The organism is Streptomyces sp. SP18BB07, assembly GCF_036322545.1.
In the GTDB taxonomy this organism is placed as follows: Bacteria; Actinomycetota; Actinomycetes; order Streptomycetales; family Streptomycetaceae; genus Streptomyces; species Streptomyces deccanensis.
The window spans coordinates 1-21,530 of record NZ_JAQYWT010000248.1 but is presented as its reverse complement, the minus strand read 5'-3'; the positions used below and the strand labels follow the sequence as shown (position 1 = coordinate 21,530).

Annotated in this window: 20 protein-coding genes and 1 riboswitch; of the genes, 12 read left to right on the top strand and 8 right to left on the bottom strand. The window is 70.9% G+C overall.

What is annotated here, in order from left to right; all coding sequences use genetic code 11:
- The first annotated feature begins 121 nt into the window (after window positions 1-121).
- The gene (locus PUR53_RS09495) at window positions 122-1,381 is read left to right on the top strand and encodes a L,D-transpeptidase (protein ID WP_329907987.1); all 1,260 of its coding nucleotides are present in this window, start codon (window positions 122-124) and stop codon (window positions 1,379-1,381) included.
- On the opposite strand, the gene PUR53_RS09490 is transcribed toward PUR53_RS09495, so the two are convergent.
- Window positions 1,378-1,779, bottom strand: coding sequence for a hypothetical protein (locus PUR53_RS09490; RefSeq protein WP_239753536.1), 402 nt, complete (start codon window positions 1,777-1,779; stop codon window positions 1,378-1,380). The genes PUR53_RS09495 and PUR53_RS09490 overlap by 4 nt on opposite strands.
- 144 nt (window positions 1,780-1,923) lie before the next feature.
- Here PUR53_RS09490 and ctaE point away from each other — a divergent pair, with 144 nt between their 5' ends.
- From ctaE to PUR53_RS09460, 6 genes are all read left to right on the top strand, one after another.
- Complete coding sequence (gene ctaE / locus PUR53_RS09485) at window positions 1,924-2,544, top strand: aa3-type cytochrome oxidase subunit III (protein WP_033528179.1); 621 nt, start codon at window positions 1,924-1,926, stop codon at window positions 2,542-2,544.
- A gap of 98 nt (window positions 2,545-2,642) precedes the next feature.
- Window positions 2,643-3,452: a cytochrome bc1 complex diheme cytochrome c subunit gene (gene qcrC, locus PUR53_RS09480; protein WP_329901254.1), complete on the top strand. Its 810-nt coding sequence runs from the start codon at window positions 2,643-2,645 to the stop codon at window positions 3,450-3,452.
- Window positions 3,449-4,504: a cytochrome bc1 complex Rieske iron-sulfur subunit gene (gene qcrA, locus PUR53_RS09475; protein ID WP_329901255.1), complete on the top strand. Its 1,056-nt coding sequence runs from the start codon at window positions 3,449-3,451 to the stop codon at window positions 4,502-4,504. Before qcrC ends, qcrA begins: the two co-directional genes overlap by 4 nt.
- Window positions 4,501-6,141, top strand: coding sequence for a cytochrome bc1 complex cytochrome b subunit (gene qcrB, locus PUR53_RS09470; protein WP_329901256.1), 1,641 nt, complete (start codon window positions 4,501-4,503; stop codon window positions 6,139-6,141). Before qcrA ends, qcrB begins: the two co-directional genes overlap by 4 nt.
- Window positions 6,142-6,268: 127 nt before the next feature.
- Window positions 6,269-7,333 carry an anthranilate phosphoribosyltransferase gene (gene trpD, locus PUR53_RS09465; protein ID WP_329901257.1) on the top strand — a complete coding sequence of 355 codons (1,065 nt, stop codon included), beginning with the start codon at window positions 6,269-6,271 and terminating at the stop codon, window positions 7,331-7,333.
- A 316-nt stretch (window positions 7,334-7,649) separates the two neighbouring features.
- Window positions 7,650-7,765: riboswitch (SAM riboswitch) on the top strand.
- Window positions 7,766-7,890: 125 nt separating this feature from the next.
- Window positions 7,891-9,252: an aminotransferase class V-fold PLP-dependent enzyme gene (locus PUR53_RS09460; protein WP_329907986.1), complete on the top strand. Its 1,362-nt coding sequence runs from the start codon at window positions 7,891-7,893 to the stop codon at window positions 9,250-9,252.
- Here PUR53_RS09460 and PUR53_RS09455 read toward each other — a convergent pair.
- From PUR53_RS09455 to PUR53_RS09425, 7 genes are all read right to left on the bottom strand, one after another.
- Window positions 9,213-10,472, bottom strand: a complete 1,260-nt coding sequence (locus PUR53_RS09455) for a glycerate kinase family protein (RefSeq protein WP_329907985.1) — start codon at window positions 10,470-10,472, stop codon at window positions 9,213-9,215. The genes PUR53_RS09460 and PUR53_RS09455 overlap by 40 nt on opposite strands.
- Before the next feature lie 24 nt (window positions 10,473-10,496).
- A complete protein-coding gene (locus PUR53_RS09450) occupies window positions 10,497-11,912 on the bottom strand; it encodes an SLC13 family permease (RefSeq protein ID WP_329907984.1) in 1,416 nt (471 codons plus the stop codon).
- Window positions 11,913-12,058: 146 nt separating this feature from the next.
- Window positions 12,059-12,733 carry a response regulator transcription factor gene (locus tag PUR53_RS09445; RefSeq protein ID WP_329907983.1) on the bottom strand — a complete coding sequence of 225 codons (675 nt, stop codon included), beginning with the start codon at window positions 12,731-12,733 and terminating at the stop codon, window positions 12,059-12,061.
- A gap of 28 nt (window positions 12,734-12,761) precedes the next feature.
- The gene (locus PUR53_RS09440) at window positions 12,762-14,198 is read right to left on the bottom strand and encodes a sensor histidine kinase (RefSeq protein ID WP_329901262.1); all 1,437 of its coding nucleotides are present in this window, start codon (window positions 14,196-14,198) and stop codon (window positions 12,762-12,764) included.
- Entirely contained in the window at window positions 14,185-14,478 is a 294-nt protein-coding gene (locus tag PUR53_RS09435) for a small secreted hydrophilic protein (protein ID WP_329907982.1), read from the bottom strand. Before PUR53_RS09435 ends, PUR53_RS09440 begins: the two co-directional genes overlap by 14 nt.
- Before the next feature lie 83 nt (window positions 14,479-14,561).
- On the bottom strand, window positions 14,562-14,843 hold the full coding sequence (locus PUR53_RS09430; RefSeq protein ID WP_033528170.1) for an Lrp/AsnC family transcriptional regulator: 282 nt from the start codon (window positions 14,841-14,843) through the stop codon (window positions 14,562-14,564).
- Window positions 14,840-15,595, bottom strand: a complete 756-nt coding sequence (locus PUR53_RS09425; RefSeq protein ID WP_329901264.1) for a rhomboid family intramembrane serine protease — start codon at window positions 15,593-15,595, stop codon at window positions 14,840-14,842. The genes PUR53_RS09430 and PUR53_RS09425 overlap by 4 nt, the downstream gene beginning before the upstream one ends.
- A gap of 198 nt (window positions 15,596-15,793) precedes the next feature.
- On the opposite strand from PUR53_RS09425, the gene PUR53_RS09420 reads away from it, so the two are divergent.
- The 5 genes from PUR53_RS09420 to PUR53_RS09400 all read left to right on the top strand — a co-directional run bounded on the left by PUR53_RS09420 (window position 15,794) and on the right by PUR53_RS09400 (window position 21,380).
- Complete coding sequence (locus PUR53_RS09420; RefSeq protein ID WP_033528168.1) at window positions 15,794-16,033, top strand: hypothetical protein; 240 nt, start codon at window positions 15,794-15,796, stop codon at window positions 16,031-16,033.
- A gap of 34 nt (window positions 16,034-16,067) precedes the next feature.
- Window positions 16,068-17,411 (top strand): NYN domain-containing protein, encoded by a 1,344-nt coding sequence (locus tag PUR53_RS09415; RefSeq protein WP_329901265.1) that lies wholly within the window; start codon window positions 16,068-16,070, stop codon window positions 17,409-17,411.
- A gap of 259 nt (window positions 17,412-17,670) precedes the next feature.
- On the top strand, window positions 17,671-18,708 hold the full coding sequence (locus tag PUR53_RS09410) for a C40 family peptidase (protein WP_329901266.1): 1,038 nt from the start codon (window positions 17,671-17,673) through the stop codon (window positions 18,706-18,708).
- A 311-nt stretch (window positions 18,709-19,019) separates the two neighbouring features.
- Window positions 19,020-20,054 carry a C40 family peptidase gene (locus tag PUR53_RS09405; RefSeq protein WP_329907981.1) on the top strand — a complete coding sequence of 345 codons (1,035 nt, stop codon included), beginning with the start codon at window positions 19,020-19,022 and terminating at the stop codon, window positions 20,052-20,054.
- 153 nt (window positions 20,055-20,207) lie between these two features.
- On the top strand, window positions 20,208-21,380 hold the full coding sequence (locus tag PUR53_RS09400; protein WP_329908000.1) for a hypothetical protein: 1,173 nt from the start codon (window positions 20,208-20,210) through the stop codon (window positions 21,378-21,380).
- Window positions 21,381-21,530: the final 150 nt, after the last annotated feature.

Here is a 21,530-nt window from a genome sequence, read left to right as displayed (position 1 = left end):
CGCGCACGGAAGCCCGGACACTCCGACAGGAGGTCCGGGCTTCCCCCTTTCGCCACGCGGTGCGTAGCCCACACGGCTCACCCGACGCGCCGCACCCGACGGCCGTTCCTACGTTGAACCCATGAGCACTCCAGAACTTCGCAAGGGCGCCAACCGAACGGTCATAGGCTGCGCCCTGCTGGTGGTCTCCCTGGGAGTGGGCGTCGCCGCCTGCGGTTCCGGTGGCCACCCCCTCTCCGGCACGCCCTACGACGCGGCCGACCACGTCTCCTTCAACACCCCCACCGGCGACGGCAAGAAGGCCGACCCGGACAAGCCGCTGGAAGTCACCGCCGAGGACGACGGACGCATCACCGACGTCACCGCCGTGGACGCCGCAGGACGCTATGTGGCGGGCGAACTCTCCGCCGACGGGCATCGCTGGCACTCCACCTCACCGCTCGCCGCCAACGCCCGCTACACGGTCCATGTGAGCACCGAGGACGAGGACGGAGCGCCCGGCCGCGAGACCGTCGCCTTCGACACCGGCCGCCCGCTCACCAAGAAGCGCCTGAACGTCACCTTCGGACCGAAGGAGGGCAGGTACGGCGTCGGCCAGCCCGTCACCGCCGAGCTCAGCCGACCGGTCAAGGACAAGGCCGCCCGGTCCGTCGTCGAACGGGCGCTCAAGGTGGACTCCACCCCCGCCGCGGAGGGCGCCTGGCACTGGGTGGACGACAAGAAGCTGCACTACCGGCCCAAGGAGTACTGGCCCGCCGAGGCCACCATCCGGGTGCACAGCAACCTGGAGGGCCTGAAGATAGGCGACCGGCTCTGGGGCGGGAAGGCCGAGCCCCTCGAGCTGACCACCGGCGCGAAGATAGTCGCCGTCACGGACGCGGCCTCGCACCAGATGACCGTCTACAAGAACGACGAGGTCATCAAGCAGATACCGGTGACCACCGGCATGCCCGGCTACGACACCCGCAACGGGGTCAAAGTGGTGCTGGCCAAGGAAGGTACCGTTCGTATGACCAGCGCCAGCATAGGTGCGTCGGACTTCTACGACCTGACCGTGCACCACTCCGTCAGGGTCACCAACAGCGGCGAGTACGTCCACGCCGCCCCCTGGTCCACCGGCTCCCAGGGGTACGCCAACGTCAGCCACGGCTGCACCGGCATGAGCATGGCCAACGCCCAGTGGTTCTACGACACCATCAACGAGGGCGACATCGTCGAGGTCGTCAACTCCGCCGGCGACACCATGGCCCCCTTCGGCAACGGCTACGGCGACTGGAACCTCGACTGGAAGAACTGGCGCGAGGGCAGCGCCCTGGTGGGCGGCACGAAGGAAGTCCCCGGGCCCCAGGTACAGGCTCGCCTGAGGCCGGAGTCCGTCTAGGCGCTCAGCGCCTGCCTGCTGCGGAGCAGGGAGGCCAGGGCCGCCGCGAACTCCACCGGCTCCACCGGCAGGGTCACCGCCGCGTCCGCCCGGCTCCATGTCGCGAGCCACGCGTCCTGCGGCCGCCCGATCAGCACCAGCGCGGGCGGGCACTCAAAGATCTCGTCCTTGATCTGCCGGCACACCCCCATGCCCCCCATGGGCACGGCCTCGCCGTCGAGGACACAGACGTCGATCCCGCCCTTGTCCAGCTCCTTGATGACGGCGGCGGGGGTCGCGCACTCCACGAACTCCACCTGGGGAACGTCCGGTGCCGGACGGCGTCCCGTCGCCAGCCGGACTTGTTCGCGGGTGTTGGAGTCGTCGCTGTAGACCAGCACCGTGGCGGTCGGCTGCATTGTTCCTCCGTGACGTCAGCGTCTTAAGGACAGGCCCGATGCGCGGATGCTACTCCCTCGAACCCCACGTCAGCACCGGTACCGAAGGGAGCAACACTCCGAACGGCACCCCCCGGAGTGAGGGCTGGATAAGCGACCGACATAATGTCGGTCGTGGCGACAGCAACGACAGTAGAAACCGGGCACGCGCACCCGTCGGTCAACCGGCCGAACCTCACCAGCGTCGGAACCATCATCTGGTTGAGTTCCGAGCTGATGTTCTTCGCGGCCCTCTTCGCGATGTACTTCACCCTGCGATCGGTGACCGGTCCGGAGTTCTGGTCGGAGAAGGCCGACACCCTGAACTTCCCGTTCTCGGCGACGAACACCACGATCCTGGTGCTCTCCTCCCTCACCTGCCAGCTCGGCGTGTTCGCCGCCGAGCGCGGGGACGTGAAGAAGCTCCGGATGTGGTTCATCGTCACGTTCGTGATGGGTGCGATCTTCATCGGCGGTCAGGTCTTCGAGTACACCGAGCTGGTCAAGCACGAGGGCCTGTCGCTCTCGTCCGACCCGTACGGCTCGGTCTTCTACCTGACCACCGGCTTCCACGGCCTGCACGTGACGGGCGGTCTCATCGCCTTCCTGCTGGTCCTCGGACGCACCTACGCGGCCAAGAGGTTCACCCACGAGCAGGCGACCGCGGCCATCGTCGTGTCCTACTACTGGCACTTCGTCGATGTCGTCTGGATCGGCCTCTTCGCCACGATCTACATGATCAAGTAGATCGGTCGGCCGAGCCGGGCGGACCGTACGCCCGCCTCGCACCGAGAACGACCCTTCCAGAAGCACCGACGCAGAAGATCCTGACACCGGGGTAATCCGTGAAAAAGCTCTCCGCACGACGACGCCATCCGCTGGCGGCGCTCGTCGTCCTAACCATCGCGCTGGCGGCCTGCGCGGGGCTGTACACCGCCTTCGCGCCCGCGGACAAGGCGGTGGCCGAAGAAACCGCGCAGACCCTCACCATCGAGGAGGGCAAGAAGCTCTACGCCGTCGGCTGCGCGAGTTGCCACGGCACCGGCGGTCAGGGCACGTCCGACGGTCCGTCCCTGGTGGGTGTGGGCGCGGCGGCCGTCGACTTCCAGGTCGGCACCGGCCGTATGCCGGCCCAGCAGCCGGGCGCGCAGATCCCGAAGAAGCCGGTCGTCTACTCGCAGGCCGAGATCGACCAGCTCGCGGCGTACATCGCCTCCCTGGGCGCCGGCCCGGAGATCCCGACCGAGACCGAGTACAACCCCGAGGGCGCGGACATCGCCGAGGGCGGCGAACTGTTCCGGACCAACTGCGCTCAGTGCCACAACTTCACCGGCAAGGGTGGTGCGCTGTCCGAGGGCAAGTACGCGCCGTCCCTTGAGGGTGTCGACCCGAAGCACATCTACGAGGCCATGCAGACGGGCCCGCAGAACATGCCGTCCTTCCCCGACACCACGCTGTCGGAGGAGAACAAGAAGGACATCATCGCGTACCTCGACGCGGTCAACAGCGACGACACCGTGGAGCCCGGTGGCCTCAGCCTCGGCGGGCTCGGCCCGGTCAGCGAAGGCCTCTTCGGCTGGGTGTTCGGGCTCGGCGCGCTGATCGCCGTCGCCGTCTGGGTCGCCGCTCGGACCGCAAAGGCCAAGAAGTCATGAGTAGCCAAGAGATTCCAGAAGAGAACCTGCCCACCGAGCAGGACGCGCATGGCGCGGTGAAGGTCGCGGACGAGGAGAACCCCTTCGCGGACCCCGGCCTGCCGCCCCACGAGCACCGGGTCCAGGACATCGACGAGCGGGCCGCCAAGCGGTCCGAGCGCACGGTCGCCCTGCTGTTCACGGTGTCGATGCTGGCCACCGTCGCCTTCATCGCCTCGTACCTGGTGATCGACGTCGACAAGTCGATCTACGTCTGGCCGATCGGTCACATCAGCGCGCTGAACTTCGCGCTGGGCATGACGCTGGGCCTGTCGCTGTTCTGCATCGGCGCCGGCGCGGTCCACTGGGCCCGCACGCTGATGTCGGACGTGGAGGTCGCCGACGAGCGTCACCCGATCGAGGCCTCGCCCGAGGTCAAGGCGAAGGTCCTTGCCGACTTCGCGCAGGGTGCCAAGGAGTCCGCGCTCGGCCGCCGCAAGCTGATCCGCAACACGATGTTCGGCGCGCTGACCCTGTTCCCGCTCTCCGGTGTCTTCCTGCTCGGCGGCCTCGGCCCCGCGCCCGGCACCAAGCTGCGGCACACCACGTGGGCCAAGGGCAAGAAGCTCGTCAACATGAACACCAACGAGCCGCTGCGCCCCTCGGACGTCGCGGTCGGGTCGCTGACCTTCGCCATGCCGGAAGGCCTGGACGAGCACGACCACGACTTCCAGAAGAACATCGCCAAGGACGCCCTGATGATCGTCCGGATCCAGCCGGACGACATCAAGGACAAGCGCGAGCTGGAGTGGGCCCACGAGGGCATCGTGGCGTTCTCGAAGATCTGCACCCACGTGGGCTGCCCGATCTCCCTGTACGAGCAGCAGACGCACCACGTGCTCTGCCCCTGCCACCAGTCCACCTTCGACCTCGCCGACGGCGGGCGGGTCATCTTCGGCCCCGCGGGTCACGCCCTTCCGCAGCTGAGGATCACCGTCGGCGAAGACGGCTACCTCCAAGCGGTCGGCGACTTCGAAGAGCCCGTCGGTCCTGCCTTCTGGGAGCGCGGATGAGTACTGCAACCACCACCGGTTCGCGCGACAAGCGCGAGAAGGCACCGGCCGGCGAGCGCGTCGCCGACTGGGCCGACGGCCGGCTGGGGATCTACTCCCTGGCCAAGGCCAACATGCGCAAGATCTTCCCCGACCACTGGTCGTTCATGTTGGGCGAGATCTGCCTGTACAGCTTCATCATCATCATCCTCACGGGTGTGTACCTGACGCTGTTCTTCCACCCGTCGATGAACGAGGTGGAGTACCACGGCAGCTACGTCCCGCTGCAGGGCCAGCTGATGTCCGAGGCGTTCAACTCGACCATGCACATCTCCTTCGAGGTGCGCGGTGGTCTGCTGATCCGGCAGATCCACCACTGGGCCGCGTTGGTCTTCCTCGCCGGCATGTTCGTGCACATGATGCGCGTGTTCTTCACCGGCGCGTTCCGCAAGCCGCGTGAGGTCAACTGGCTGTTCGGCTTCCTGCTGTTCGTCCTCGGCATGTTCACCGGCTTCACCGGTTACTCGCTCCCGGACGACCTGCTCTCCGGCACCGGTGTCCGCTTCATGGAGGGCGCGGTCCTGTCCGTGCCGATCGTCGGCACGTACCTGTCGTTCTTCCTCTTCGGCGGGGAGTTCCCGGGCGGCGACTTCGTGGCCCGCTTCTACTCGGTCCACATCCTGCTGCTGCCGGGCATCATGCTCGGCCTGGTGGTTGCCCACCTGATCCTGGTCTTCTACCACAAGCACACGCAGTACGCGGGCCCCGGCAAGACGAACAACAACGTCGTCGGCATGCCGCTGCTCCCCGTGTACATGGCGAAGGCCGGCGGCTTCTTCTTCCTGGTCTTCGGCGTCATCGCGATCATCTCGGCGGTCGCCACGATCAACCCGATCTGGACCATGGGCCCCTACCGGCCCGACCAGGTCTCCACCGGCGCCCAGCCCGACTGGTACATGGGCTTCTCCGAGGGTCTGATCCGTGTCATGCCGGGCTGGGAGATCAACTTCTGGGGTCACACGCTCGTCCTGGGTGTGTTCATCCCGCTGGTGATCTTCCCGCTGGTCCTGGTCGCGATCGCGGTCTACCCGTTCATCGAGTCCTGGGTCACCGGCGACAAGCGCGAGCACCACATCCTGGACCGCCCGCGCAACGCCCCGACCCGTACGGCCTTTGGTGTCGCGTGGATCACCTGGTACATGGTCCTGCTGATCGGTGGTGGAAACGACCTCTGGGCGACCCACTTCCACCTGTCGATCAACGCCATCACCTGGTTCGTCCGGATCGCGTTCTTCGTGGCCCCGGTCCTCGCGTTCATCGTCACCAAGCGCATCTGCCTCGGCCTGCAGCGCCGGGACAAGGACAAGATCCTGCACGGTCGCGAGACCGGCATCATCAAGCGCCTGCCGCACGGTGAGTTCATCGAGGTCCACGAGCCGCTCAGCCAGGAGCAGCTGCACACGCTCACGGCGCACGAGCAGTACAAGCCGGCCGAGATCGGCCCCGCGGTCGACGAGAACGGTGTCGCCCGCAAGGTGTCGCGCCTGCAGAAGGTCCGCGTCAAGCTGAGCAAGGGCTACTACGGCGAGGACAGCCAGATCGCCAAGCCCACCGTCGAGGAGTACAAGGAGATCACGAGCGGCCACGGCCACCACTGATCGCTTCGCTTCGCCACACCACGGTCGAAGGGCCCCCGTCCGATCTTCGGACGGGGGCCCTTCGCCGTGCTCCGACCTGGATAGGGTGGGGTTCTGTTCTTCTCTGCTACGACACCCAGGAGCGGCTATGAGCGCTGTGACCCCCGCTGGAGGCGACACCGCGGCGGGCCGTTCCTGGCCCGCCGTGCTGAACGCGCTGCTGTCCGGGCAGGACCAGGACGCCGGCGCCACCTTCTGGGCGATGGACCAGATCATGCGCGGGGAGGCGACGGACGCGCAGATCGCCGGGTTCGTGGTGGCCCTGCGGGCCAAGGGGGAGACCGTCGAGGAGATCACCGGTCTCGTCGAGGCGCTGTACGAGCACGCCAAGGTGATCGAGGTGTCCGGGAAGACCGTCGACATCGTCGGGACGGGCGGGGACGGCGCCAAGACGGTCAACATCTCCACGATGTCGTCGATCGTCGTCGCCGGCACCGGCGCGAAGGTCGTCAAGCACGGCAACCGGGCCGCGTCGTCGGCGTCCGGGGCGTCGGACGTGCTGGAGAAGCTGGGCGTCAATCTGGAGCTGACGCCGCAGCGGGTGGCCGAGGTCGCCGAGGAGGCCGGGATCACCTTCTGCTTCGCGGTGAAGTTCCATCCGGCGCTGCGCCATGTGGCGGCCGCGCGTGGGCAGTTGGGCATCAGGACCGTCTTCAACGCGCTCGGGCCGCTGGCCAACCCGGCGAGGGTGCGGGCCCAGGCGGTCGGTGTGGCCGACCCCCGCATGGCGCCGATCATGGCCGGTGTCTTCGCCGAGCGCGGCAACTCCTCCCTGGTCTTCCGCGGCGACGACGGGCTGGACGAGCTGACGACCACGGCGACGTCGCGGGTGTGGGTCGTGCGGGACGGCAAGGTGACCGAGGAGAGCTTCGACCCGCGTGACGTGGGGTTGGAGCTGGTGCCGGTGGAGGCCCTGCGGGGCGCCGACGCGTCCTACAACGCGGATGTCGCGCGGCGGCTGCTGGGCGGGGAGACCGGTCCTGTGCGGGACGCGGTGCTGCTCAACTCGGCGGCGGCGCTGGTGGCGTTGGAGCCGACGTCCGCCTCGCTGGCGGAGCAGCTGCGGGGCGGGATGGAGCGCGCGGCCGAGTCGATCGACTCCGGGGCGGCGCGGGGAGTTCTCGAGCGGTGGGTCGCGGCGACGAACCGGTAGTTCGTCGGGTGGGCGCGGGTGAGGTGTCGGGTGCGGCTCCGGTGGGGCTTCTCGCGCAGTTCCCCGCGCCCCTGAAAAGCCGGGGCTGCGCCCCGCGCCTTTCATCCCGCAGCCCCCTCGCCTTTCAGGCCTACAGCCCCCTCGTCTTTCAGGCCCGCAGGGGCCTGGTCTTTTAGGGGCGCGGGGAACTGCGCGAGAAGCCCCACCGGACCCGCCCCCGCCGACGAAACACGCACCCCCAACCCCTCACGCGTCTCATCCCGCAATCCGGACACGAGTTGCGGCACGCCGATCACTTCACGTACGTTCCTGCTCAGGTCATGAGTGACAGCCCATAGCCCCGGCTGGCTGTCCGGCAACCCTCCTTCCGTGGCGGGGTGCCCCGGGTGAAGACCGGGCCGTAGGCAGCGAGGTCTACGGCAAGCGCGGCTTCGAGGGAGTCTTCCGTGAGCAAGCGAATGCGATAGGGCCGCCGAGCCCCGCCTCCGCGCACCCCTTTCTCTTCTTTTCCTCCTCCGCATGCCTCCTTTCCGCATGCCTCCTCACGGGAGTTCCCCATGTCTGTCTCCACCCTTGCCGCCGACCAGTCCGTTTGTGCCCCGCTGCCCGTTCTGGGCCGGGATGTCACCGTCCCGCTCGTCACCGGCGGCGAAGTCACCTACGCCGCACTCGACTACGCGGCCAGCGCCCCCGCGCTGCAGCGGGTGTGGGACGACGTGGCGGCGTACGCGCCCTACTACGGCAGCGTCCACCGCGGCGCCGGCTACCTCTCCCAGCTGTCGACCGACCTCTTCGAGAACGCCCGCAGGACCGTCGCGGAGTTCCTCGACTGCCGGGCCGAGGACCAGGTCGTGTTCACCCGGTCGACCACCGACTCGCTGAACCTCCTGGCCGCCGCCCTCCCCGCCGACTGCCAGGTCTTCGTCTTCGAGACCGAGCACCACGCCTCGCTGCTGCCCTGGCGGAACGCGCGGGTGACGTACCTGGACGCGCCCCGGACGCCGGAGCAGGCCGTCACCACGCTGGAGACCGCGCTCGCGGGACGCGACCCGCACGGGCCGGCGCTGGTCTGCGTCACCGGCGCCTCCAACGTCACCGGCGAGATCTGGCCGGTGCGTGAGCTGGCCGCCGCCGCGCACGCGCACGGCGCGCGGATCGTGCTCGACGCCGCCCAGCTGGCGCCCCACCACCCGCTGTCCGTACAGGAGTTGGACGTCGACTGGGTCGCGTTCTCCGGCCACAAGCTGTACGCGCCCTTCGGTTCGGGCGTCCTGGCCGGCCGCGCCGACTGGCTCGCCACGGCCGAGCCGTACCTCGCCGGCGGCGGTGCCTCCCGCAAGGTGACCCGGCGCACCGACGGCGGCGTGGACGTCGAGTGGCACGAGACCGCCGCCCGGCACGAAGCCGGCTCGCCCAACGTCATCGGCGCCTACTCCATCGCCTCCGCCTGCAAGGCCCTCACCGAGGCGGGGTTCGACACGCTGGTCGCCCGGGAGCGGCACCTGATCGACACCGTGCGCGCCGGGCTCGCCGAGGTGGCCGAGGTGCGGATCCTCTCGCTCTTCGGGGACGACGCCCCGCGCGTCGGCGTCATCTCCTTCGTCGTCGAGGGCTGGAACAGCTCCCACTTCGCCGCCGCCCTCTCCGCCGAGTACGGCATCGGCGTACGCGACGGCTTGTTCTGCGCCCACCCCCTCGTCCGTACTCTCCTCGGCAGCGACCCGCAGACGCAGGGCGAGTGCGGAGCCCCCGAGGCCGCGCCCGGCGAGCGGTCCCTCAACGCGATCCGGGTGAGCTTCGGCGCGGGCACGCCCGACGAGCACGTGGAGCGGTTCGTGAGCGCGGTCAAGGAACTCGTACGGGACGGCGCGAAGTGGAACTACCGCACGGAGGACGGGCGTTGCGTCCCGGCCGTCTGAGGACCGACAGCCGGTCGGTCCGCCGTTCGGTGGCCGGCCGTCGGGCCGCCCGCCGTCACCCGCGCGCCCAGCACGATCATCCGCAGGGCCCGTTCCGTGGCGTCCGTGAGGAGTTCGCTCGCGCGGACCATGGCCTCGGCGAGGGCCATCGGCGCGGGCAGGATGCCGGTGTACGCGTCCACGCCGGGCACCTCGTGCGCGCCCTCGCCGAGGGTGCCCGCGAGGGCGAGGACCGGGCGGGCGTGCAGCTTGGCGCGGCGGGCCACCTCGGCGGGGACCTTGCCGCGCGGTGTCTGGTGGTCGAGGGCGCCCTCGGCGGTGATGACCAGGTCGGCGCGGGCGAGCCGGGCGTCGAGGTCCAGGTGGCCCAGCAGCACCTCGAAGCGGGGGAGCAGCCGGGCCCCCAGGGCGGCCAGCCCGGCCCCGAGACCACCGGAGGCGCCGGTGCCGGGGCCGTGCCGGAGGTCGATGCCGGCCGGGCTGCCGGGCAGGTCGCGGGTGAGGACGTACGCCCAGTTCTCCAGGGCCGTGGACAACTCCTCGACCTGCGCCGGTGTGGCCCCCTTCTGCGGGCCGAAGACCCTGGCGACTCCCCGTTCACCGCACAGCACGTTGAACGGGTTGCAGGCGACGAGCAGCTCCACGTCCTCGAGGCGGGGGTCGAGCCCGGTCGGGTCGAGCCGGTCCAGGCGGCTCAACTCCCGTCCGCCCGGCGGTAGTTCGGCGCCGTTCGCGTCCAGGAGTCGTGCGCCCAGCGCCTGGAGGGCGCCGGCCCCGCCGTCCGACGTACCGGAATCGCCGCAACCGACCAGGATCCGCCGGGCGCCCGTGTCGAGCGCGGCGCGGATCAGCTCGCCGACGCCGTACGTGGTCGTCGCGCCGGGGTCGCGCAGCGCGGACGGGACGAGGGAGAGGCCCGCGACGGCGGCCATCTCCACCACGGCCGTCCCCGTGGTCGCCGGGTCGTGGTCACCGATCAGGGCGAAGTGGGTCTCGACCGGTTCGCCGACCGGGCCCGTGGCGTGCAGGGGGATCAGACGGCCCCCGGTGGCGGCGGCCAGCGCGGCGGCCGTGCCCTCGCCGCCGTCCACCAGGGGGATGAGGTCCACCTCCGCGTCGGGCAGCACCCGGCGGACACCTTCCGCGATGGCCTCGGCGGCGGCCTCGGCGGACAGGGACTCCTTGAAGCCACTGGGGGCCACGGCTACTCGGTTCAACATGTTCTCAGGGCTCCTCGGGAGTGGTTACGGGACGAGCGGGACGCCCACCAGCGGCCACACGGCGACCGCGAAGAGCACGACCAGGGCGGCGGTCAGCGGCGCCAGGACGGCGGAGAGGCGGAGCAGGTCACGAGGGGTGTAGGTGGGCGTGCCGGGGAGGTCGGCGAAGAGGGCGACCGGTTTCGCGGAGGCCGGGAGGGTGTGGCAGAAGCCGGCCGCGGCGGTGGAGGCGAGCGCGGCGGCGACCGGGTTGACCCCGGCACCCACGGCCGCCGCGACCACCAGCGGGACCAGCACCGACGACCGTGCGGACCGCGACTGCAGCACCAGATGGGCGGCCGTGCTCAGCGCCACGACCACGACCAGGAAGAGCGGCGGTGCGAGCCCCGGGGGCAGCCCCGACACCAGCCACTTCGCCGCTCCCGAGTCGCTGAGCGCGACGCCCATCGCCATGGTCGCGGCCATGAAGAGCAGCATCGACCAGGGCACGGTCCTGAGCGCGTCCTTCAGCCGTACGGTGCCGAGGGCCGGGGAGGACGCGACGACCGCCCCGATCAGCGCGACCACGGCCGGGGACACCCGGTGCAGCGGCTCGCTGCACCACAGGACCACGACCGTGGCCAGCAGCAGGGCGCAGCGCGACTCGGCGGGGGACCAGGGGCCCGTCACCGGCTGCTCGCTGTGGCGCTGGATCTCCTCGGCCGTGATCCGCACGGGGCCGCGGCGGTCCTCGCGGCGGGTCGTCGTCAACAGGACGGCCTCGGCCGCCAGATGGGACGACACGATCGCCAGCGGCAGGCCCAGCAGCAGCCACTCGGTGAAACCGATCCGGTCGCCCGTCGCCTCCCACAGCACCGACACGGTGATCAGATGCGCTCCCGCGCCGATCAGGGTCGCCACCGCGGACAGCAGGATCACGGTCGGGAACAGCAGCGCGAGCATCACCACCAGTCGTCTCCGGTCGGCCAGCGCCTTGGCGAGGGCCAGGAACACGGGCAGCGCGAGTGCGGCGCGACCCGAGGTGGCGGGCACGGCGAACGCGGTCACGACGAGCGCCGCCGTCGTCAGGTGCGTCAGCTGCCGTACGGTGCGCGCGCCGCTGACGAGGAAGGCCGCGGCCCTTCCCGCGAGCCCCGTCCGGGTCACCGCCGCCGCCAGGACGAACGCGCAGATCAGCAGCCATACGGTGTCGTCGCCGAGGGTGCGGAAGAGGGTGTCGTCGCTGATGACCCCGGTGACGGTGAGGGCGAGCCCCGCGCCGAGAGCGATGTAGGTGTCGTCGATGGGGGTGCCGATCCAGGCGGCCGTCGCCAGTGCGAACACCGCGAGGGTGAGGCGGGCCTCTCCGCCGAGGCCGGGGAAGTTGCCGGGGACGGCCAGCAGGGCGCAGAGGGAGAGGGCTACGCAGAGGGTGGTGGCCAGGCGGAGGTTCAGGGTCACATAGGGAAGGGTTCAGCCTGGCGGTGAGCCCTTGATGAGCCGTATATGAAGGAAGCTTCACGTGGGGGTTGTTCGGTCGTACGGCGACTGCGGGCCCGTGGGGGCTTGTCGCGCAGTTCCCCGCGCCCCTTGAGCGGCCTGCGGCCTCAAGGGGCGGCGGCTGCGGGCAGCCGGTAGCCCATGCCTCTCACCGTCTCCAGTTGCCCTGCCCCGAGCTTCTTGCGCAGGGCCCGTACGTACACGTCCACGATGTTCGAGCCCGGGTCGAAGTCGTAGCCCCATACGTGGGACAGGATCTGCTCCCGGGACAGGACCTGGCCGGGGTGGCGCAGGAACAGTTCCAGCAGGACGAACTCCCTCGCGGTCAGGTCCACCAGACGGTCCCCGGCCCTCGCCCGCCGTGTCCGCAGGTCCAGGGTCAGTGCGCCGCTGCGCAGCATCGTCACCTCGGGCGCCCGCGCCGCCGTGCGCAGCCGGAGGCGGACCCGGGCGAGCAGTTCCTCGAAGCGGAACGGCTTGGTCATCCAGTCGTCGGCGCCGCCCTCAAGGCCGGCCACGGTGTCGCGTACGGAGTCGCGGGCGGTCAGCACGATCACCGGGACGGTCACCCGGGCCTCGCGCAGCTCGCGCAGGACGGTGAAGCCGTCGCGGCCGGGGAGCCCGATGTCGAGGACGATCAGGTCGAAGCCGCCGGTGAGGGCGTACTCGTAGGCCGTGTCGCCGTCGCCGACCACGGTCGTGGTGAAGCCGCCCGCGCGCAGGCCCTTCTCCACGAACGAGGCGATGCGTTCCTCGTCCTCGACGATGAGGATGCGGTTCACGGGAGAGCCCCTTCGGTGTCCGTCGGTTTCATGCGCGTGCCTCCTCCAGGGCCAGGACGAAGGTCGCGCCGCCGCCCTCGGTCGGGTGCAGCCGGACCCGGCCGCCGTGGGCCTCGGCGATCGCGCGGACGATCGACAGACCGAGTCCGGCGCCGGAGCCGCGGGCCCCGCGCCGGGCCGTGCCCCGCCGGAACCGCTCGAAGATCACCTCGGTGTCCTGCGGCTGCACCCCGGGCCCGGAGTCGACGACGTACAGCTCGATCGTCGTGTCCTCGGCGCGGGAGCCGATGCGGATGGTCTGGCCGGCGGTGGTGTGCTGCACGGCGTTCTGGGCGAGCTGGACCATCGCCTGGGTGATCCGCTGGGGGTCCAACTCGGCCTCCCGGTCGGCCACTTCGGCGAGCTGCCAGTCGCGGTCGCCCAGGGTGCGGGCCTTGACGTAGACGTCGGCGGTGAGTTCGGCGAGCTGGACCGGTTCGGGGCTGACGAAGTCGGGCCGTTCGGCCTTGGCGAGCAGCAGCAGGTCCTCGACGATGCGGCTCATCCGGTCGAGTTCGTCGGTGACCAGCCGGACCGTCTCCTCGCGCTCGGCGGGATCGTCGCCCATCAGCTCCAGATGGCCGCGCACGATGGTGATGGGGGTGCGCAGCTCGTGGCCCGCGTCGTCGACGAACTCCCGTTGCGCGGCGAACGCCCGTTCCAGCCGGTCGAGCATCGCGTTGAAGGTCTCGGCGAGCGCGGCCACGTCGTCCCGGCCGTGCACCGGGATGCGGCGGGTGAGGTCCTGCTCGGTGAGCTGGGCGGCGGCGGACCGCACCAGCCGTACGGGTTTGAGGATCCGGCCCGCGACCACCCAGGCGATACCGGTCGTCATCAGCAGGGCGACCCCGGAGATGGCGAGGAGCACCCGGAACACCTCGTCGGCGCGTTCCTTCTCGCCCGCCGGGTGGAAGGCGACCACGAACGCCGCGTCCGGCGCGGCCCCGTGTCGGGCCACCTCCACCTTCGCCCAGCGGATGTCCCCGGCGGCCCGTTCCAGGGTTCCGGAGGAGCCGGGTGAGTCGAAGATCCTGCGCTGGGCGTCGGCGTCCTTGTACAGCGGCAGCGCGACGGCGATCTCCCGCTGCTGTCGGAGAAATCGGGGGGAGTCGCCGGGCCGGCCGACGAGCCCGATCAGTTCCTCGTCGACGTCGGCGTTCTGCCGTTGCAGGAAGACGGTCAGCAGCCGGGCCGGTTCGGTGAAGGGCCGCCCGGTCTCCGGATCGACGCCCTCCTCCTGGAGGTTGGTGAACTCCCCGGCCTCCTGCACCAGCAGGTCGTTGACGCGCTGGTCCACGTCCCGCAGGAGGATCGACCGCGTGGTCGTCGCCACCGAGGCGAGCGCCACGGTCATCACGAGCAGCAGCCACAGCAGGATCCGGACCCGGGCCGAGACCCGCCCGCGGGGTCGGTCAGCCGTCGTCACCGAGGCCGTCGTCGGCGTCGTCCCGGCCGTCCTGCTCGGAGGCATCGTCATCGTCGTCACTCGCGGAGCTGTCGGTCACCGGGGGCCGCGACACGACCTCGTCACTGGGCGTCGCCTTCGGCCGTGAGGGCGAGGGGCTCGGCGACCCGCTCTCCAACTCCACCTTCGACGGCACCTTCGGCGCCTCGGGGCTGTCGGTCAGGGCGAAACTGGTCGCGGCGATCCCGAGCGGAATCGCCACGACGGCGGCGAGAGCCGCGATCCGGCGGGAGAAGACCATGGGGACGATCCTGCGGAGCGGACCCGTCGGCGCGGATGAGGGCGAGATGAGGACTTCTTCATCTCGGGACGGCCTGTGGGCGCTCAGCCGTCCAGTCCGATGGCGAACGCGGCCTCCAGATCGTGCTGCGAGTACGTCCGGAACGCCACATGCGTGTCCGTGCCCAGCACGCCGGGGATCTTGCTGATGGAGCCGGGGATCACATCGGCCAGGTCGTCGTGGGCCTTCACCCGGACCATGGCGACCAGGTCGTAGGTACCGGTCACCGAGAACACCTCGCTCACGGATTCGAGCGCGGCGATCGACTCCGCGATCTCCGGGATCCGGTCCACGCTGGTCTTGATGAGCACGATCGCGGTGATCACGGCTGTTTCTCTCCCTCGGGGGCCGGAGCGGGGACGTCCGACGGAACATCCACGGGCGCTTTCACTCTAGCCCCACGCCCGTAACGCCCCCACGCGTAGACGAACCCCAGTCCGAACCCCACCAGATGCGCGAGATAGGCGACGCCCGGCCCCGAGGTCTGCCGCCCCGCGGCCAGCCACTGCAGGCTCACCCAGAACGGCAGGGTCACCCACGCCGGGAACCGCAACGGAAGAAAGAAGAGGAAGGGCAGCAGGCTCGTCACCCGCGCCCTGGGGAACAGGAAGAGGAACGCGCCGAGGACCGCGGAGATCGCCCCCGACGCGCCGACCAGCGACTGCGGCGACCCGGCGTGCGCCGCCGCGTACGCCACCAGCGCGAGATAGCCGCAGCCGACGTAGAAGAGGGCGAACTCCACATGGCCCATGCGTTCCTCGGCCATCGCCCCGAAGACGAAGAGGAAGAGCATGTTGCCGAGCAGATGCAGCCAGCTGCCGTGGACGAAGAGCGCCGTGAGGGGGGTGAGCGCCGCGCCCGGGGTGCCGTGGAACAGCTCCGCCGGGACGACGCCCCAGCGCCGGAAGTACGCCCGCTGCGCGGCGAGCAGCTCGTCCCCGGCGCCGTACGCGGGGTTGAGGCCCGCCGCCGGTCCGATCAGGAAGATCGCACAGCAGACGGCGATCAGCCCGTACGTCACCGGCGCCGACTCGTTTCGTACGGCCCGGGCGGCCGAGGTGCTCCACTTGCCGATCATGAGCAGAGCATGACGTAACGGGACCCACCCGCACAGACCGCCTCGCCGCCGACGGCGGTCGACCCCGCCCTCGCGGGCAATCCGCACCGCCACCGCAGGCGAACAGGCGTCCAGGACCGGTCAGGCCGTAGGGTTACGAGCCACACGCACCGGGACGCCGGTGCTTCGCGGAGACTGGAAGAAGGAAGAGCAGCCACGATGACGGTTCCCCTGCCGACGGACACCACCCGCTGGCGCTGCACGCTCTGTGGCAACCTCACGCGGTTCGACGTGACCCGCTCGTCGAAGGTCGTCGAGTACGTTCACCTCGACCTCGCCGGGAAGCCCGAGGTCGAGGAGCGCAACGTGGTCAGTGAGACCATCGAGTCGGTCCGTTGCCGCTGGTGCAACGCCGTGGACCAGGTGGAACTCGTGGACAGGCCCGGCGCCGGCTCCTGAGGGAGCGGGTACCGCACAGACAGTGGGGTGACGGATGGTGGAGAGCGCGAGCGGGGGGCCGGGCGACGGCGCCGCTGAGGTGCTCGACCGTCCGCTGCCCGAGGGCGTCCGCAAGCGCGTCGTGCAGATCGTCTCCGACGGCTTCGGCGGACTGACGGTCGCCGAACTGCCCGCCCAGCTCAGGCAGTACGCCCGGTTCGCCCCGAACCGGCGGGTGAAGTTCGCCGGGAACGCGATGGCCGCCGCCGTGGAGAGCGACACGCTCTTCAGACAGCGGATCGGGGAGCGGTTCCGCGAGGCCCACCCGGAGCTGGCCGGCGCCCTCGACACGGGCGCGCCGCCACCGGCCGCGGATCCGCTGGACGTGGCGGCCGCGGCCTACGTACTGCGTCCCACGGGCTGGGTGAAGCTGGTCGCCGCCGCGGGTGAGGAGGCCCTGCGCGCGGACGCCGAGCGTGCCGACGAGGAGAGCCGGGCCGAGCTGGAGCGGCTGCGCGAGCAGCTCGCCGAGGCCCGTGGCCAGACGAAGACCGAGACGGAACGGCTGCGCGCGGAGCTGGAAGCGGCCAAGAAGGACGCCGACTCGCTGCACCGCAAGCTCCGGGCCGCCCTCAGTGACGTCAAGCGCGGCGAGGCCGCCCTGCGCAAGCTGCACGCCGAGATGGAGACCCTGCGCGCCGAGAGCCACGCCCATGTGTCCGCCGCCGAGAGCGAGACCCGGCGGCTCAAGGCCCGCCTCGGCGAGGCGGAGGCCGCCCTGGAGGCCACCCGGCGGGCCGCCCGCGAGGGCCGCAGCGTCGAGGACATGCGGGTACGGCTGCTCCTCGACACCGTGCTGGACGCGGCCCAGGGCCTCAGACGGGAGCTGGCGCTGCCGCCGGTCTCCGTGCGGCCCGCCGAGACCGTCGACGCGGTCGAGCCGGGCCGGATGACCCCGAAGGACATCGCCGCCCGCGCGCTGTCGGAGAACGACCCGGCGATCCTGGACCAGTTGCTGGCGCTGCCGCAGGCGCATCTCGTCGTCGACGGCTACAACGTCACCAAGACCGGCTATCCGCAGATGCCGCTGGAGAAGCAGCGGCTCCGGCTCCTGGGCCAGCTCTCGCAGCTCGCCGCGCAGACCGGCGCCGAGGTCACCTGTGTCTTCGACGGGGCGGAGCTGGCCGCGCCGGTGCTGCTCGCGCCGCCGCGCGGGGTGCGGGTGCTGTTCTCCAAACCGGGTGTCACCGCCGACGAGTTGATCCGCCAGCTGGTGCGCGCCGAACCTCCCGGCCGGCCGGTCATCGTCGTCTCCACCGACCGTGAGGTGGCCGACGGGATCGCCAAGGCGGGGGCCCGCCCGGTCGCCTCCGCGGTGCTCCTCAAGCGCCTTTCCTGACCCTTCGACCCCGTGCGCACCAAGGGCAACGTACAGGAGCTTTGCCCGAATTGACCGAAGTGTTGCGCAACGTAGCGTCAACCGAGCGCTACTGCATGTGTGTTGAGTGTAAATTGTGCGCCCTGGGGCGGGATTTTTCCTGTGGGGGATTTGAAGTGATCACCGTTGGGTCACTAGGGTCTGGGCTCAAACCTCTGAACGGGTGATCGTCGCCGGAGTCCCCGCCGGTCGGTCGCTCACAAGAAGGAGTTCACCTACCGTGGCGTCCCACCGTCGACCCAAGCAGCCGAGCCGAGCGCGTGTGACCGTGCTCACCTCTGCCGCCGCCGCTGCCGTGGCCCTCACCTCGCAGGCCGCCAACGCCGCGCCCGCCGAGAAGCCGAGCAAGGACGACGTCCAGGCCAAGGTGCACAAGCTCTACGAGGACGCCGGGCGGGCCACCGACAAGCTCAACGGGGCCGAGGAGAAGCAGGAGAAGCTCGAGAAGGAGATCTCCACGATCCAGGACAACGTCGCCAAGGGCCAGGAGGAGCTCAACGAGCTCCGTGAGGGCATAGGTCTGGCGGCCAGCGCCCAGTACCGCTCGGGCGGCATCGACTCCTCGATCCAGCTCTTCCTCTCCGCCGATCCGGACGACTACCTGGACAAGGCCGCCACGCTCGACCAGCTGACCAGCCAGCAGGTCGAGGCGCTCAAGAAGATCCAGGAGAAGCAGCGCACGCTCGCGCAGCAGCGCCAGGAGGCCACCGAGAAGCTGGAGGACCTCGCGGACACCCGCGAGACCCTGGCGGACAAGAAGAAGGAAGTCCAGGGCAAGCTGGCCGCCGCGCAGCGGCTCCTCAACACCCTGACGGCCGAGGAGAAGGCCGCCCTGGACGAGCAGGAGACCCGCGCCAGCCGCGACGCCGGGGAACGCGTCGAGCTCGGCAACGAGGCGCCCGCCTCCAGCTACGGCGCCGCCGCCCTCGCCGCCGCCGACACCCAGGTCGGCAAGCCGTACGTCTCCGGCGGCAGTGGTCCCAACTCCTACGACTGCTCCGGGCTGACCCAGTGGGCCTACGCGCAGGCCGGTGTCTCGATCACCCGGACCACGTACACGCAGCAGAACGACGGCACGAAGATCGGGCGCGACCAGCTCAAGCCCGGCGACCTGGTGTTCTTCAACGACCTCGGCCACGTCGGCCTCTACGCGGGCAACGGCATGGTCCTGCACGCCCCGTACCCGGGCAAGGTCGTCCGCTACGAGTCGATGAGCACCATCGGCAGCTTCCAGTTCGGTGTCCGCGTCGTCGGCTGACACCTGCTCCGCCTCGAACAGGGCCGATCGTCACCCAGTGTGACGGTCGGCCCTGTTTTCTTTCAAGATCAGGACACAGGGCCGCCCGAACGGGCGAATTCCCGCACCTCGTGCTGACCCCTTCACCCGCTGGTGACCTGGGTCCCAGGCCGGACGTCACGCTCTGTGGCCGCGGAGGTCTTTGGCTGGGACACCGTCACGCGGCTACTGTCGGCCGCGCTTCCCTCACTTGCCGTGAGTGCACCCCACCCCGGGGCGTCCTCCGGCCCGGGGGAGCGTTCTGTCCACCGTCGAAGGGAGTGCGGCTTCCCGTGGTGTCCCACAGTCGCCTTGTACCGTCCGGGTTCGACCGGGGCGCGGCCGCCGCCCTCGGTGTGCTGTCCGCCGCTGCCGCCGCCCTCGGCGCCATCCCCGTCCAGCCGGCCGCCGCCGCGCCGCACGACAACACCCGCGCCGAGGTGGACCGGTTGTACGAGGAGGCCGAGAAAGCCACCGAGGCGTACAACAAGGCCGACGAGCGCGCCGACGAGCTGCGGGAGCAGGTCGGCACCGCACAGGACTCGATCGCCCGGCAGCAGGACCGCATCAACACCATGCGGGAGTCGCTGGGTTCGCTCGCGGGCGCCCAGTACCGCTCCGGCGCCCTCGACCCGTCGATCGCCCTGCTGTTCTCCGAGAACCCCGACGACTACCTCGACCGGGCGTCCGCCCTGGACCGCATCAGCGCCCAGCAGGCGGGCGAACTCCACGACCTCCAGCAGGCCATGCGCGACCTGAACCAGAACCGCGCGGAGGCCGGCGCCAAGCTGACCGAGCTGGAGAAGAGCCGCAAGGCCGTCGCCCGGCACAAGCGCACCGTCGAGGGCAAGCTCGCGGCCGCCCGGCAGCTGCTCAACTCCCTCCCGGACGAGGAGCGCGCCGAGTACGACCGAGCCACCCGCTCCACCGCGCCGGGCGGCCGTACCGACATGCCCGAACCCTCCGGCGCCGTCGCCCCCAACGGCCGCGCGGCCGCCGCCGTCGCCGCGGCCCGCTCCGCCCTCGGCAAGCCGTACGTGTGGGGCTCCACCGGCCCCGACGGCTTCGACTGCTCCGGCCTCATGGTCTGGTCGTACGGGCAGGCCGGCGTCGGCCTGCCCCGCACCTCGCAGGCCCAGCGGTACGCCGGCACACAGGTCCCGCTCTCCCAGGCGCAACCCGGCGACCTGGTCACCTACCGGCCCGACGCCAGCCATGTCGGCATGTACGTCGGCAACGGACAGGTCATCCACGCCCCTTACCCGGGCGCCCCGGTCCGCTACGACCCCGTCGGCATGATGCCGATCGCCTCGGTCACCCGCCCCTGACCGTCGTCGGCTCCCGGCCGCCGCAGGGCGGCCGGGCCCCGTACGATCGGGAACGTGGCTGGTCGAAGGCGCACGACGCGTTCCCGGCCCGGGTCGGGGGACCGGCGCGGGCTCCCGGGACGCGCGGGCGTCCCCTGCGCGGTCACCCTCGCCCTGACCCTCCTCGCCGGCTGCGGCGCCGACGCGGCCCCCGACGCCGCCCGCACCGACGTCCTACGGATGCTCGACCGGCGGGCCACGGCGGTCCTGGAACGGGACGGGGCGGCCTACCGTGCCACCGAGGCGCGGACCTCCTTTGTCGCCGGTCAACTGGCGACCGGGGCGGCCGAGTTCGCCAACCTCCGCGGTCTGCCGCTGTCCTCCTGGTCGTACGACCTCAACTCCTTCGACCGCTCCGGCGACCGGGCCACCGCCGAGGCGGCCCTGCGCTACCGGATCCGCGGCTACGACACGGCGCCCGTCACCGCCGTACGGACCCTGACGCTCGTGCGGGAAGACGACGGGGCGTGGCGGGTCGCCGCCGACGAGCCCTCGAAGAAGGGCACCGAACAGCTCTGGGAGCAGGGGCGGATCGTCGCCGTGCGGGGGGAGCGGAGCCTCGTGCTGGGGGTCGGGCGGTCCGCGGAGGCCCTGCGGGCGTACGCGGCGCTGGCGGACCGGGCCGTGCCCGCCGTGACGGAGGCGTGGGGCGAGGACTGGGCGCGGCGGGTCGTGGTCGTCGTACCGGAGTCACTGGACGAGATGGCGGGGCTGCTGGGGGCGCCCGCGTCCGGGTACCGGGGGATAGCTGCGGTCACCACCGGGGAGGCGGGGGGCTCGGCGCGGGCGCCGGCGGACCGGATCGTGGTCAACCCCGACGCGTACGCCGTCCTCGGCGACTTCGGCAAGCAGGTCGTCCTCACCCACGAGACGACCCATGTCGCCACGCGTGCGCACACCAACGCCGCGACCCCGCTGTGGCTCTCCGAGGGCTACGCGGACTGGGTCGGCTACCGGGGCACCGGCCGCGCGGCCCGTGAGGTGGCCCCCGAGCTGCAGCGGGCGGTGGCGGAGGGGCGGCTCCCGGCGGCGCTCCCCGCCGACGCGGACTTCGGCTTCGCCGACGACTCCGGCGAGCTCGCGCGGGCGTACGAGGCCGGTTGGCTGGCGTGCCGTCTGATCGCCGACCGCTGGGGTGAGGTGCGGCTGGACGAGTTCTACCGGGCGGTCGGGGCGCACGGGGAGCGGGAGGGGGCGGTGGAGGGGGCGTTGGAGGAGGTGCTGGGGACGACGGTGGAGGAGTTCACGGGGGAGTGGAGGGAGTACGTGCGGGCTCAGCTGGGGTGAGGGTGGGGTGGGGCCGGGTGCGTTGTCGGCTGCGGGTGCGTGGGGCTTCTCGCGCAGTTCCCCGCGCCCCTGAAAAGCAGGGGCTGCGCCCCATGCTTTTCATCCCGCAGCCCCGTCGCCCTCACCCCCCAACCCCACCGCTTTTCAGGC